This is a genomic window from Candidatus Margulisiibacteriota bacterium, assembly GCA_028715625.1.
Taxonomy (GTDB): Bacteria; Margulisbacteria; Riflemargulisbacteria; order GWF2-35-9; family GWF2-35-9; genus JAQURL01.
In genome coordinates, this window is the sequence record JAQURL010000068.1 from 1 (window position 1) to 13,756 (window position 13,756).

General features: G+C 39.9%; 11 protein-coding genes. 9 read left to right on the top strand and 2 right to left on the bottom strand.

Going from position 1 to position 13,756, the window contains the following annotated elements:
- The 4 genes from PHV30_09925 to PHV30_09940 all read left to right on the top strand — a co-directional run.
- Positions 1-364 (top strand): SPFH/Band 7/PHB domain protein (locus tag PHV30_09925; protein ID MDD5457334.1); only part of this gene is annotated, 364 nt, incomplete at its 5' end.
- On the top strand, positions 361-2,712 hold the full coding sequence (sppA, locus tag PHV30_09930; protein ID MDD5457335.1) for a signal peptide peptidase SppA: 2,352 nt from the start codon (positions 361-363) through the stop codon (positions 2,710-2,712). The genes PHV30_09925 and sppA, both read left to right, overlap by 4 nt.
- A 215-nt stretch (positions 2,713-2,927) precedes the next feature.
- Complete coding sequence (gene ppdK / locus PHV30_09935; GenBank protein MDD5457336.1) at positions 2,928-5,708, top strand: pyruvate, phosphate dikinase; 2,781 nt, start codon at positions 2,928-2,930, stop codon at positions 5,706-5,708.
- Positions 5,709-5,779: 71 nt separating this feature from the next.
- Positions 5,780-7,780 (top strand): hypothetical protein, encoded by a 2,001-nt coding sequence (locus PHV30_09940; protein ID MDD5457337.1) that lies wholly within the window; start codon positions 5,780-5,782, stop codon positions 7,778-7,780.
- Between the two features lie 89 nt (positions 7,781-7,869).
- On the opposite strand, the gene PHV30_09945 is transcribed toward PHV30_09940, so the two are convergent.
- Positions 7,870-8,271, bottom strand: a complete 402-nt coding sequence (locus tag PHV30_09945) for a bacteriohemerythrin (protein MDD5457338.1) — start codon at positions 8,269-8,271, stop codon at positions 7,870-7,872.
- A 146-nt stretch (positions 8,272-8,417) separates the two neighbouring features.
- A complete protein-coding gene (locus tag PHV30_09950; protein MDD5457339.1) occupies positions 8,418-9,596 on the bottom strand; it encodes a DEAD/DEAH box helicase in 1,179 nt (392 codons plus the stop codon).
- A gap of 297 nt (positions 9,597-9,893) precedes the next feature.
- On the opposite strand from PHV30_09950, the gene PHV30_09955 reads away from it, so the two are divergent.
- The 5 genes from PHV30_09955 to PHV30_09975 all read left to right on the top strand — a co-directional run.
- Positions 9,894-10,391 carry a hypothetical protein gene (locus PHV30_09955; protein ID MDD5457340.1) on the top strand — a complete coding sequence of 166 codons (498 nt, stop codon included), beginning with the start codon at positions 9,894-9,896 and terminating at the stop codon, positions 10,389-10,391.
- A 59-nt stretch (positions 10,392-10,450) separates the two neighbouring features.
- Complete coding sequence (locus PHV30_09960; GenBank protein ID MDD5457341.1) at positions 10,451-10,990, top strand: hypothetical protein; 540 nt, start codon at positions 10,451-10,453, stop codon at positions 10,988-10,990.
- A 12-nt stretch (positions 10,991-11,002) separates the two neighbouring features.
- Complete coding sequence (locus PHV30_09965) at positions 11,003-11,788, top strand: RNA methyltransferase (GenBank protein MDD5457342.1); 786 nt, start codon at positions 11,003-11,005, stop codon at positions 11,786-11,788.
- An 11-nt stretch (positions 11,789-11,799) separates the two neighbouring features.
- Positions 11,800-13,326, top strand: coding sequence for an FAD-dependent oxidoreductase (locus PHV30_09970; protein MDD5457343.1), 1,527 nt, complete (start codon positions 11,800-11,802; stop codon positions 13,324-13,326).
- Between the two features lie 60 nt (positions 13,327-13,386).
- A partial coding sequence (locus PHV30_09975; protein MDD5457344.1) for a tetratricopeptide repeat protein occupies positions 13,387-13,756 on the top strand: 370 nt, incomplete at its 3' end.

The window sequence follows — 13,756 nt, forward strand, 5'->3', positions numbered from 1 at the left end:
ACTTAAACAAATCGATCCGCCCAAAGATGTTCAGGAAACCATGAATAAAATTGTAAAAGCCGAAAATGAAAAAATTGCCGCCATAGATTTTGCTACTGCTGCAGAAACCGCGGCTGATGGACAAAAAAGAGCAGCCATAAAACAGGCTAAGATTCTTGAAGCTGAGGGCGAAGCCGAGTTTATCCGTCTGGTTAATGAATCCGCTAATAAATACTTTATTGGAAATGCCCAATTATTAAAACGTCTGGAAGCTACTCAATCATCCCTGGAACATAATACAAAAGTAATTGTTCCGGCTAATTCTGATTTGGTAAATGTAGTAGGAGAACTGGCAGGAATAATCCCTCTTAAAGAAAAAAAATGAAGAAACTTTTAGTAGCCATAATATTATTTTCGCTCAGCATGGCCAGTATACCGGATTATCGTTCTATAAACAAATTTAATCTCGGCTCACCGGGCTCTTTTGAGGCCGGACTGGGCGGTTTTGACAACCCTGCCCTGCTTTCAAATTATGCTCAAAATGACCTGATTTATTACAAAGGCACTGATGTTACCGGTCTGTCTTTTGTATGGCCCAATCTGTCTTATAACAAGCTTATGTACTCGTCGAGTCAGGGAAATTTTACTGACCATATGCTGGCCCTCTCCATGGGATCAAGGCAATTTAGTCTGGGTTATGGCAATGGATGGTACGACGGATTAAATTATTTGAATCGCATCAATTACCAGTCTTACGGACTTATGTGGCGTTTTACTCCCAACATATCTATGGGTTGGACCGGGAAATATTCGACTGTCGATAACGACCAGTATATGGAATTAGCTTATCGTCCTTTTGCGGATGACCGTGTAACAGCTTATCTGGACATGTCCAGATATAACAGTATTCAGACAACCAGCAGTATAGGAATAGTTTATAAACCTCTTCCGAACATGTCACTTTTTGCCAAAATAGATAATGAAGGTCAATACACTTTGGGATTTGGTTATCAGCTTGGCAATCTTTTATTCTGGACTTCACCTGCCGGATGGGGGCTGCGCAACGGTGAAGCACCGGAAATCCACAAAGCCGGTATGCTTTCTCAAAAAAAATTTGTAAAAATTGATTTAACTTCAACAATTGAATATCAACCGAGTGTAATTTTCAGCCAAAATCAGGATTTGCTGTCACTGCTTGATAATATCCATCAAACGGCTCTTGATCAGGGTGTTTATGGAATAGCTGTAAATCTTGGCAGTAATGACATGTCGCCTGCGTTTACTTATGAAATCTATAAAGAATTAAAATTATGCAAACAAAATGGCAAAAAAATTGTGATCTTCATTGAAGACACGGAAATGTTTAATTATTTGATCGCCTCTTTGGGTGACACTATAATTATCGACCCGCTGGCAACCCTAACTCTTTCAGGATTTATATCCGGAAAAACTTATTTAAAGGGATTGCTGGCCAAGCTGGGTATTGGTTATGAAGAGTGGAGATTTTTTAAATATAAATCAGCCTATGAAACCCTGACCAGAGAAAATATGTCTATGGCAGATAAAGAACAAGAACAAGCCATTGTGCAGGGACTATATTATTACTGGAAAACAGAAGTCGCAAAAAATCGCAATATATCCGGTAATATTCTGGACCAGATCATACATGAGGAAGTTATGCTTTCGGCAAAAACCGCTAAAGAGTATAAACTGGTTGATCTTGCTGGACGCTGGACCGATGTTGATGATATTTTAAAAGTAATTGAAAACAAGGATGCAGACTATATGGAGCCAAGCTCCTACTGGTCGGCAAATCTTCCTCAACCCCGTAATTATTGGGAAGATAAACCAAAAATTGCCTTAATTTATGCTGTAGGTATTTGTGACCTGGATTCCGGTATAAATGCTCATGATTTATCTGTTCAGCTAAAAGAATATATCAAAGATGATTCTATCAAAGCCATTGTTATCAGGGTGGATTCCCCCGGAGGATCGGCTATGGCAGCCGATATGGTAGCGCAAGAGGTGAAAACCTGTACGGAAAATAAACCAATTATAGTCTCACAGGGTGATGTTGCTGCGTCCGGCGGCTATTGGTTATCTATGTACGGCAAAAGAATCTTCACCACTCCTTTTACCATTGCAGGATCAATAGGTGTAATCGGCGGATGGGCTTATAATAATGGTCTCAAACAAAAGCTCGGCTTGTCTACCGATTATGTCGCCGAAGGAAAACATGCAGACCTGGGTTTTGGCATGTGGATCCCGCTTCTTGGCTCTTTACCTGACCGTAATTTGGATAAAGATGAAAAATTAATAATAAAAAAATCAATTCTCGCTGATTATGACACTTTTGTAACCAAAGTAGCCGAAGGACGTAATTTAAATAAAAAGGATGTGGAAAGCATTGCTCAGGGTAGAGTTTGGCTTGGTTACAAAACAGTTAAACTGCGTTTGGCGGATGAAACTGGAGATTTGATAGATGCTCTGAATTATGCCAAAAAAATGGCAAAAATACCTGAACAGACCCTGGTTGAATTAGTTGAATATCCTAACCGGCCATTTATAAATTTTGAACAACTTTTGGCAACTCATCATTCCTTTGTAAAAACAGCTGATGTTAAAATTTATGAGGATTTCCGCTATCGCCTGAAACATAGTGGCCGCACATTGGTTATGCTGCCATTTGAATACTATCCATATAAAATTACCGATCATTTTTCCGGAAAATAATTAATCATTTAATCAGTAGTTCTTTCTCTTTTCCTTACTGATTTGTATTCAATCTCACAAATTAACATACCAGATATTTTCATTGCAACATTTAGTCAATCCGTTCGATAAGAGAGAGTGATAAAAATAGTCTTCAAAAAAATTAGGAGGTGCACAGGGGTTCAGACTTGGAATCAGGGTAAACTTTCACAATTCAATTAGAAGGAGTCAACGTAATGAAAAAAATTATAGCTTTAAACAAATGGGTTTATTACTTTGCAGAAGAAGGTTCAGAAGGCCGAGCATCCGATAAAAATCTTCTCGGAGGTAAAGGTGCTAATCTTGCTGAAATGGGATATTTGGGATTACCGATACCACCCGGTTTTACTATAACCACAGAGGTTTGTACCGAATACTTTAAAAATGATGGTGCATATCCAGCAGGTATGATGGAACAGGTTAAAGCCAACTTACAGCGCCTTGAACAACAAATAGGCAAAAATTTCGGCGATATAAATGATCCCCTGCTGGTCTCAGTAAGATCAGGTGCCAGAAAATCCATGCCAGGCATGATGGATACCGTTTTGAACGTTGGTCTTACATCTAAAACCATTAAGGGTTTAATAGATAAAACCGGCAACCCCCGTTTTGCCTGGGATTGCTATAGAAGGCTTATTATGATGTATGCTGATGTAGTCATGGAAAAAGCCGCCGGTATTGAGCCTGAAGAAGGCAAAAGCATACGCCAGTTGCTGGAAGAAAAAATGGATGAAGTAAAGCATGCCAAAGGTGTAAAAAATGATACGGAACTTGATGCAGACGATTGGGAAAAATTAGCTAGTGATTTTAAAGAGATCATTCTTAAAACATTAAACAAACCCTTCCCCGATGATCCTATGGAACAGCTGTACGGAGCTATCGGTGCTGTATTTCAATCCTGGAATGGAAAAAGAGCTGTCTCTTATAGAAAAATTGAAGGAATACCGCATGATTGGGGTACTGCTGTAAATGTACAAGCCATGGTTTTTGGAAATATGGGCACTAACTCTGCAACAGGTGTTGCTTTTACAAGAAATCCGGGCGATGGAGAAAATAGATATCTTGGTGAATGGCTGCCGGATGCACAGGGCGAAGATGTTGTTGCCGGAATCCGTACGCCAAACCCAATAAGTGAATATATGAGGTCCAAGTCTGGTTCACAACTACCAAGCTTAGAAGCAGCGATGCCAAAAATTTATAGAGATTTACGTAAAATAAAAACTGTCCTGGAAGAACATTTCGGCAATATGCAGGATATAGAGTTTACTATACAGGACGGCAAGCTATATATGTTGCAGACCAGAGACGGCAAGAGAAACGGCCCTGCTGCAATAAAAATTGCTATTGATATGTTTAGCGAAAATTTAATCCCCATTTCAGAAGCCTTAATGCGTGTAACTACTGATCAGTTAGACGAATTATTGCATGATATGGTTGACCCGGAAGCTGAAAAAACAGCTACAATAATCGGTAAAGGTTTGGCGGCAGGTCCTGGCGGCGCTACGGGTATAATCGTATTTACTGCAGATGAAGCTGAAGCAATGGCTAAGGCAGGACACAAGGTTATTCTGGTGAGAGAAGAAACCTCTCCCGAAGACGTACATGGCATGAAACCGGCTCAAGGCATCCTGACAGCCAGGGGCGGTATGACCAGCCATGCGGCTCTGGTTGCCAGAGGCTGGGGCAAATGCTGTATTGTTGGTTGTGGAGATATTCAAATCAATTTAGATACCAGACAAATGACTGTAAAATCCGGTGATAAAACCCTGACTTTTAAACAGGGTGACTGGATAACGCTTAACGGTACAAAGGGTATTGTTTACGCTGATCAGTTAAATATGATAAAGCCCAATCTTGAAGAAAACGACACTTTCAGATTTTTCCTGTCTTTAACCAACACCATTCGCAGACTGGGAATAAGAACAAATGCAGATACACCTGCAGATGTTAGAAGAGCAATCGGATTTGGAGCTGAAGGTATCGGTCTGTTCAGAGTAGAACATACAGTATATAACGAACTGAAACCAATGGTTTTGCTTGCTATGCAAAAACTGATACTTTCTGATGATCCTGAAGAAAAAGAAGCGGCTTTAAAAGAATTCGGTAAATATCTGAAAGAAGATGTTTCGGATACATTAAGAGTTCTTAACGGTTTACCTTTAACAATTCGTTTAATGGACCCTCCGCTGCATGAATTTTTGCCTATCAGTGAAAAAAATGTCCAGATGCTGGAGAAAGCTATGGATATTTCCAGAAAGCAAATAGATAAAAAACGAGCTGAATTACATGAACAAAATCCAATGATGGGTAACAGGGGTGTTCGTTTAGGTATTATGCAACCGGAGATTACAAAAATGCAGTGTCTGTCCATTTTTGAAGCAGCAGCTGAACTACAGCTGAAAGGAATTAAAACCAGACCGGAAGTCATGGTCCCATTAATAGTGGATGCCAACGAATTTATTCATCAGGCAAAAATTATCAGAGAGGTTGCGGCAGAAGTTGAGGCCAGATACGGTTTAAAACTGGATTATCTGGTAGGTACAATGATCGAAACACCAAGAGCCGCGATAACCGCCGGCGTTATTGCCAAGTATGTTGACTTCATGTCTTTTGGCACTAATGACCTTACTCAGATGACCTATGGTTTTTCCAGAGACGATGTTGCGCCTATTGTTTTGAAATATATTCAAGACGGCATTTTAAAATTTGATCCATTCCAGTCTATTGACGAGGATGGCGTAGGCGTTCTTATTAAATGGACTGTAGATCAAGCACGGGCAACCAATCCAAATATTAAAATAGGAATATGCGGTGAACAGGGCGGCGATCCTCAGAGTATCGCATTCTTGAATAGTGTTGGGCTGGATTATGTAAGTATGTCGCCTTTTAGAGTACCAATAGCCAGATTGGCAGCGGCTCAGTCAGAGATCGCAAGGCAGGAAGCAGTTGCTGCAGAATTAGAAGCTGCGGGTAACTAGTTATTAACAGCTGGCTCTCTGCTTTTGTCAGCAGGGAGTCAGCTTAGTAATAATTAACAGGAGGTAATTAAATGGTAAAATATAAAATTTGCGGGGTTCAGGTTGAACAAATAACAAATCTTGGTATAAAACATCTTCAATTTTTTCCACCAAAAGTAAATTTGCAAAAACTTTCAGATGGATATGAGCAGGTTGCACTGTGCATAAGACTGAAGGCATGGGATAGTTTTGTAGAATTAAAAGTAGTTCCTCCCAAAGGAACCTCTGATGGTTTCCACGAAGCACTTGATTCCAATGATAAACAAATTGCCATAAAAAATACAGAAATTCTCTGGAATAAAGTTATTCTGGAGCTTCAAAATAATACCGAGAGAGGTATTGATATCCTTAAAACTCCTGAGGCACTTTGTGAATATGTAGACAATATCGGCGGCTGGAGAGAATTTGGCGCACAGGCCGCTCTCGCAGTAAGAGAAATGATATTCAAGGTAAGTGCTGTTTATCAGCTGGAAAGTCTGGAAAAAGTTAAACATGACACTTACAAACGACATGGCGGATTAAACGAAATGGCTTTTGTGCCGCCGCAAAGTGTTATGCTTTCTGCCGGCAAACACGGCAATGGAATTAAAGAACTTGAAACGAAAAATCCCTGGGACGTCTCTGTAAGTAAAACGATCAAAGGACTGCCCTGGCAGGAATGGATGATACAGATCCCAGCTGCTAAAACACCTCAAATGCTTGAAGAAGCATTGTCTAAATTTCATAGTCTGCTTTACAAAATGCTGGCTGAAAAAAATGATCCTGTACAAAAACTCTCAAAAGAAGGCGGCATGACAGTTAACAATACCCGTACACCTTTTGAGATAATATCGCTGTATAAAGAAGCTGTTAAACTTCTGGGCAGAGCGCTAGGAAGCAACCTTGAGCTTGGGAAGCATATAACCCTTGCTATTGACGGAGCCTGTACCGAAACATACTTCCCTGAAAAATATGTATACTCTGTTTATCATATTAATCCTCTTATGAAAATTCTAGGCAATAATGAGAAGATCGAGATCGATGAAACGAACAAGGTATTAAAATTAAACCGTGAACAGCAGTATAGGTACACTGAACACGTAAAGGAATCCAAAGGCTATGTTTTTGATTACCATACAGAAGGACGTTACCATATTGTATTGTCTGATATTGAAACCGCAGGGTTTAAGCAATTTTTATCAGTTTCAGCACGCCCGCTTGCCGAATCGAAAGGATTAAACATTAATGATGCAGAACTGGAATTACAAGAAATAGCTGATGATGAAATTAATAAAGATGGCTATAAAAAATTCGCCCTGACTTCTGCACAACAGGCACTCTTGATGCGTCATATTATTGATCTTACCAATGAAAACGGAGTTGTCTTCTCTTCTATTGAAGATTTGATGTCAGAAGATGATTGGTATGGCTGGTCTGTTGCATCCATGCTTCTAAGTGATGTACAACTGGTCGGAGACGACTGGTGGGTCACTAATCCTGCCAGAATGGTCAGGGCCTATCGTATGGGTATTTTTAACGCAGTCCCGCTGATCAAAGAAAATCAGGTTGCTGATCCTTTCAAATCTATTCTTATGATAGCTTTATCAGAAAACGTGCAATACCTGATAAAAAATGGTGAACAGAATTTTGTCAGCACAACTGTTAACAAGTCTGAATACGCAGACTGCAACTCTCTCCCGGTTATTAAACAACTGATCGCAGAGCTTCATGAAAAAGTTAAGGAGATCGGTCTGCCAGAAGAGGCTGTGGTTGCAGCAGTTGTTTCTCACCGTTCAAAATCTTTCGGCCCGGATGTGGATGTAACCTTGGGACTGGCTACTTCCAGTACTCAGAAAATCGGAGCTTTTGGTGATCCTATGGCAATACTGGAATGGAACGCGAATATTCAACCGAACGTCGCCAGCCTTTTTACCAGATTACTGAAATATAGATATAACAGGCAAGCAGTGGAAAGCGGCTGGGTTAAATTTATCCCGGGACTCGTTCCCGGTTCAAGTTATAGTAATCAGGAAAAGCAAGGACGCGGCATTTAATATTATTTTTATCAAATACTCTGAACCCGAATCCACAACCAGTTCGGGTTTAGAGTATGTTCCTTAATTCCCGGAAAATAACTTTCACATTATATTCCTCTGATTGAATCAGCATACAAATGATCCATTTTCAAAATATGGTTTAACCACCAGTCTTTGAGAAAATGCAGTATGTCAATTTGCAGGTCTGTAGACCCCACTCTGAGCTGCTCCTTTACTTCCAGCGACTTGTACCGCATTTGTTGATGCGCAGCTCTGTGGACCTCATAATCTTTATATTTGATTCTCTCCAGAATTTTTTCTTCATCGTTCAAGTGTCCCAGAGAATAGTCGATCATAGCATCAATTATCCTGTTTAGTGAAACATTTTCACCCGCCGAAACAGTCTGAAAAAGTTCATTTAAAAGTTCTAGAATTTTTTGATGCTGGCTATCAAGCAATTGGTTGTTTACGCTGTAGGAAGGGTCCCAGATAATATAACTCTTGCTCATACTAATCCCCTTTCCTGATCAATAATTTTTATTATACTTTGTGTAAATGAAACAAGCCAGCTAATAGCCTAAACATTGTAAAAAACAGAAGGGCCAACCAACTGTTAATCTGGTCAGCCCCAATGTTTATATATGAAGTCTATCGATTAATATCTTCTGGAATTCCAGGTGTATGACACACGGCTCGGCGCAGCCTTGGCTACAGCGTTATAATCAAACCCCTGCAGCACTCTGCATTTAAGCTCGGCTCCCACGTTGCGTTCCAGAGTATGCACAATACCTCTTTCGTCTCTGGTCATGAAGGTAAAAGCTTCTCCTTTTCGGGTAGCCCTTCCTGTACGTCCTATCCGGTGAGTATATGCTTCAGTTGTCGCCGGTATATCAAAGTTAATCACATGAGATATCTGCGAAACATCAATACCTCGAGCGGCAATATCTGTCGCAACCATTATCTGGTATTGTCCTTTGCGAAATCCCTCCAGAGCTGACTGCCTCTGATGTTGAGAAAGATTTCCCTGTAAGGATATTGCCTTGTAGCCACTTCTCTGCAGCTTCTGCCCTAAAATTTTTGCCCTTTGTTTTGTACGGGTAAAAATAAGTATGGACTGCGCCGGCGTACTTTTAAGAATTTCCAGCAGAAGTAATGTCTTCAGATGCTGCTCAACCGGAAATACCACATGGGAAATACTGTCCAGCGGAACAGTATGATCTACCTCAATTGTGATAGGATTTTTTAAAACATCTCTTGCGAGACGTTGAATATCCGATGGCATCGTAGCTGAAAACATTAATGTCTGTCTGTTTACCGGCACGTAGCGTAAAATTCTTCTGAGGTCCGGCAAAAAACCCATATCAAACATATGATCAGCTTCGTCCAGAACCAGCGTTTCCACGTCTGACAAATCCACATATCTTTGTTCCAGATGGTCCAGCAGCCTCCCCGGACATGCTACCAGAATATCTACCCCCTTTTTTAAAGCGGCTATCTGCTGATAACTGCTTACTCCTCCATATACTGCCAGACTTCGCAACTGCAGGTTTTTTGCAAAAACCTTAATAGCAGTATTAATCTGCTCAGCCAGTTCTCTGGTGGGCACTATAATAAGTGCCCTTATATAACCCCTGTTGCCGTCCAAAAGACGCTGTAGTATCGGCAGTACAAATGCTGCTGTCTTGCCTGTTCCTGTCTGGGCCAGCCCCATGACATCCCTTCCCTCCAGCACAAGCGGAATAGCTTTCTCTTGTATTGGGGTCGGTTCTTTGTATTCCATGGCCTCTATCTGGGCCATGATACCTTGTGTAAAATTAAACTCTCTAAAACTCATTTTTTCTCCTTTTTCTATTTTGTAATTCCGAGCTTTTTGCTCAAAATCCTAATGCCAAATCAATAATTTTATTGATTTGGTGTTTTTGATAATGCTGCTGATAAAGCAATTAGTTTAACAGGGGAACTAATTTTCATTAGTTGTGGAACTTAGGGTGATAACTTGGGGGAGAGAGATCAGTAAAGGTCCAACAATTTTTTATATTTCAACAGTCATATTTAACTGCTACAGTATGAGGCACCTTGTCTGAGATGTCAACTGAATATATTCAGTCGTGCATGCTGAGTCTATTTTTTCATGAAAACTGATGTATACTTTATAGCAGGATCAAAAAACAAACCGGATAAAAAACTGGAGTTGGCAGTGATAAGATTTTTTATCGGTCTTTTTTTAATTATCAGCACAATTCTTTGTGTTCTGCTTCTGGAAGGCGCCAACCTCTCGGCATATTTAGCCCCCACTGCTCTAGTTGTTGTTGTACTGATAACCTTCTTCGCTTCTCTTTGCGTCTGGAATGTATCCGAATTAAATTCCGCCTGGAAAGATGCTTTCAATCCGGAGGATTCTACCAGTCTTTATAAATCCACAAGGATACTGGATTTCTTTGAAAAATTATTTTATTTCAGCGGTATACTTTGCACAATACTGGGTATTGTATTTATTCTTTCTCAACTTCAAAGTTTCAGCAAAATGGGAGTTGGTCTCGCTTTCAGCATGCTCGGCATTTTATACGGAACTTTCCTTGGTATAGTCACCAGGATTCTTCGTGCAAAAATTGAAAACAAGAAGAAATAACTTCCCTTACTTGCACGCTGCCTATTCAAATGATAGGCAGTTGTCTGTACAATAGAGAAATGAAGGTCATCTCTATTATCAGTAATGTGCTTGATACTCTCTCCTTTAAAAAATCTATTATTTTACATGGAGTAAGAATAAATCTGCTTGTCGGGTTTTTTATTAATATTTTTATTAATATGGGCGTTGCTGTCTGGATGCTTTTTTTAAATGGTTTCAAACCATTACCCCTATATGGACATATAAGTATCAGTCAGGATATTATAGGTATGGCTTTTACGCTTACTTTATGCGTTACCTGGTTTAACATTCTAACTACCAGAGAAGAAATTCAAGCATATCCCCAGCGATTAATTTCCAATCCACGTATGCCAATTAAGCTGTTAATGTTATTACCTGGAAACCGTGTGCTGCGAACCCTTTTCTTGTCAATATTTTTTACCCTGGTCTGTTTGCCTACAATCCCCATACTTTTCTACCTCGGTGTTCGACAAATGGACGGCCTCCATTTTATTCTTTTTAAATCCATATATTCCGGGTTTCTGGCATTACCGGTAATTTTTATTTCTTCATATTCGGTATATGTTAGAAGAAACTAAGAAAAAAATAATATGAACACACTGATAAGCAGTAAAACCAATAGCAAAATTACTTTTTTAAAAAAATTAAGCAAAAAGAAATACCGGGATGAAACAAATAATTTTTTAATTGAAAACCTTAAAATTATTTGTGACGCTTTTAAATCTGGTTACAGCTTCGAATCTTTGTTTATCGATGCTGAACTTTTAAGAAAAAAAGACGCTATGCTTAGTTATCTTCTTAGTAAAACGGCTGATTATTTTATTATAGACGAAAATATTAATAAGTATTTTTCCAATCTGGATACTCCTTCTGGTATATGTGCCGTCTACAAAAAGATTCCAGGCAGAATTGATATAAAAAAATCCATTGTTTATTTAAATGGCGTCAGCGATCCCGGAAATATGGGGACAATACTGCGAACCGCCATGGCTTTTGGTTTTGCAAATGTAGTTGTTGATGAAACATGCGCCGATGTTTATAACTCCAAAACCATTCAAGCAGCTAAAGATTCTATTTTTAAACTTAATATAGAAAAAGATTCCGGCTGCAGTTTAATAAAAAAAATAAAAACGAAAATGCCGATCTTTACGACAAGACTGGAGAAAGCTCAAGACATTGCCGACCTTGGAACCGTTGGTAACTTTTGTCTGGTTTTAGGTAATGAAGCGAGTGGCGTGAGTTCTGAAATACAGAAGATATCCGACAAATTCTTAAAGATACCCATATCTAAAAATATGGAATCAATAAATGTGGCGGTTGCGGCAGGTATTTTATTTTACACTTTAACTTTAGGAACAGCGCAACCGGAAATGTAATAGTATAAAGCATGGGATATCAGGAATTATCGTTTAAATTACCAACTGACTATACAGAAGAACAGCTGCAACAAAAAATAGGCAAAAAACTCAGGCTCAAACAATTTTCCTGGCAGATCGATCATAAAAGCCTTGATGCCCGGGACAAAAGCAATATCCATTGGCAAGTAAGGGTCGGAGTATTTTCCGCCGAAATCAAAGTAAACGCAGCGCCTTCCGGTTCAGAGCTGAATATTCCTTTTAAAAAAAGAAATAAAAAAATACTGATAGTAGGCAGCGGACCGGCAGGCTTTTTCTGTGCTTTTGTTCTGCAAAAAGCCGGTTTTCAAACTACAATTATCGAACGAGGCAAGGATGTTAAACAAAGAACAGCAGCTATAAAAAACTTTGAAACCAACGCAGTTTTTGAGCCGGCAGGCAATTATGCGTTCGGTGAAGGTGGCGCAGGCACTTTTTCCGATGGGAAGCTTACAGCCAGAAGCAAACATCTGACTTTGGAAAAAAAATTTATTATCGATTGTTATATTGAGGCCGGAGCGCCTCAGGAAATAGCTTATCTGGCGCATCCTCATCTGGGCAGCGATAATCTCAAAAACCTGGTCAGAAAACTAAGGGACAAATATCAGCAATTAGGAGGGACCATACTTTTTGAAACCACTTTACTGGATTTAAAAATTTTAAAGGGACGGGTTCTTGAAATTGTTACTAATAATGAAACTCTGGCCGCTGATTATTTTGTCATCGCTCCCGGTCATTCCGCTTACGACACATTTCGGTTACTGATGAAGAAAGGGGTCGCCTTTCAGACTAAAAATTTTGCAATTGGCTCACGAGTAGAGCATCCTCAAACACTCATTAACAGGGCTCAATTCGGTACAGAACATTTGCCCGGAGTAACTGCCGCCGAATACCGGCTCACCGCGAATATAAAAGGCAACCTGCCGGTTTATACGTTCTGCATGTGCCCCGGCGGAGTCATCGTACCTTCCACAGCTTTCGAAGGTTCCAATATTGTGAATGGAATGAGCAATTTTAAACGGTCCGGTTTTTATGCCAATGCTGCCTGTGTTGCTGCGGTTAATCCGGACACTTTACTTACCAAGAAAGTAACTGCGGCAGAAGCTCTGGATTGGCTGCAGCGCCTGGAAGAAAAATTCTACACATCGGCAAAGGGTTACAAAGCGCCTGCTTGCAGCATTACCAATTTTATAAACAAGACCGGTACTGATCTACAATCAGGTTCCAGTTATCCGCTGGGCTTATTTCCTGCTCCGCTTTGGGAGCTTTTACCAACAGTAGTTTCCGATTCGCTGCGGGAAGGCCTTAAGGATTTCAGCCGAAAAGTTAAAGGATTTGAAACCGGGCTGATAATGGGCCTGGAAAGCAAAACTTCATCACCTGTTCAGGTTTTAAGGGATGATTCCATGCTTTGCGCAGGATTTACTAATCTTTATATGGTCGGTGAAGGCAGCGGTTATAGCGGGGGCATTATTTCCAGTGCCGCGGATGGTATTAAAGCAGCTTTAAGGATAATCTAAATTATGACTTTTCGGGATCAGTTGCAGTCTTTACTAACTTCACCGCAAGCTAGGGGAATATTGGAAAATCTGTTGGCCGGAATGATTTCCTTCGGACAAAATGATTATGTTATAGCCACAAAGCATTTTAGGCATATTATTCAAGAAATCGTTACCAATCCCGAGTTACTTGAAAAATGGGACATTCTTTATATTATTATCAATTCTTTTATTCTTGCCAAGGACTATCAAACAGCCCTGGCCATTACAGATGCTGCGTTAAACCAACCGACAACAGCAAAAGATGAGCTTTATAATAAACGCGGCATTATTTTTTATCGTATTAAAAAACTTAGCAAGGCCATAGAGGCATTTAAGGCTGCTCTTGTTTTATCTCCGGATAACTTACTGTTTATGGAAAACCTGGCTGATGTTTATCTTAAACTTCATC

Coding starts and splice junctions, on each gene's coding strand:
- sppA (MDD5457335.1), top strand. CDS start 361: ATGAAGAAACTTTTAGTAGCCATAATATTATTTTCGCTCAGCATGGCC.
- ppdK (MDD5457336.1), top strand. CDS start 2,928: ATGAAAAAAATTATAGCTTTAAACAAATGGGTTTATTACTTTGCAGAA.
- PHV30_09940 (MDD5457337.1), top strand. CDS start 5,780: ATGGTAAAATATAAAATTTGCGGGGTTCAGGTTGAACAAATAACAAAT.
- PHV30_09945 (MDD5457338.1), bottom strand. CDS start 8,271: ATGAGCAAGAGTTATATTATCTGGGACCCTTCCTACAGCGTAAACAAC.
- PHV30_09950 (MDD5457339.1), bottom strand. CDS start 9,596: ATGAGTTTTAGAGAGTTTAATTTTACACAAGGTATCATGGCCCAGATA.
- PHV30_09955 (MDD5457340.1), top strand. CDS start 9,894: ATGAAAACTGATGTATACTTTATAGCAGGATCAAAAAACAAACCGGAT.
- PHV30_09960 (MDD5457341.1), top strand. CDS start 10,451: ATGAAGGTCATCTCTATTATCAGTAATGTGCTTGATACTCTCTCCTTT.
- PHV30_09965 (MDD5457342.1), top strand. CDS start 11,003: ATGAACACACTGATAAGCAGTAAAACCAATAGCAAAATTACTTTTTTA.
- PHV30_09970 (MDD5457343.1), top strand. CDS start 11,800: ATGGGATATCAGGAATTATCGTTTAAATTACCAACTGACTATACAGAA.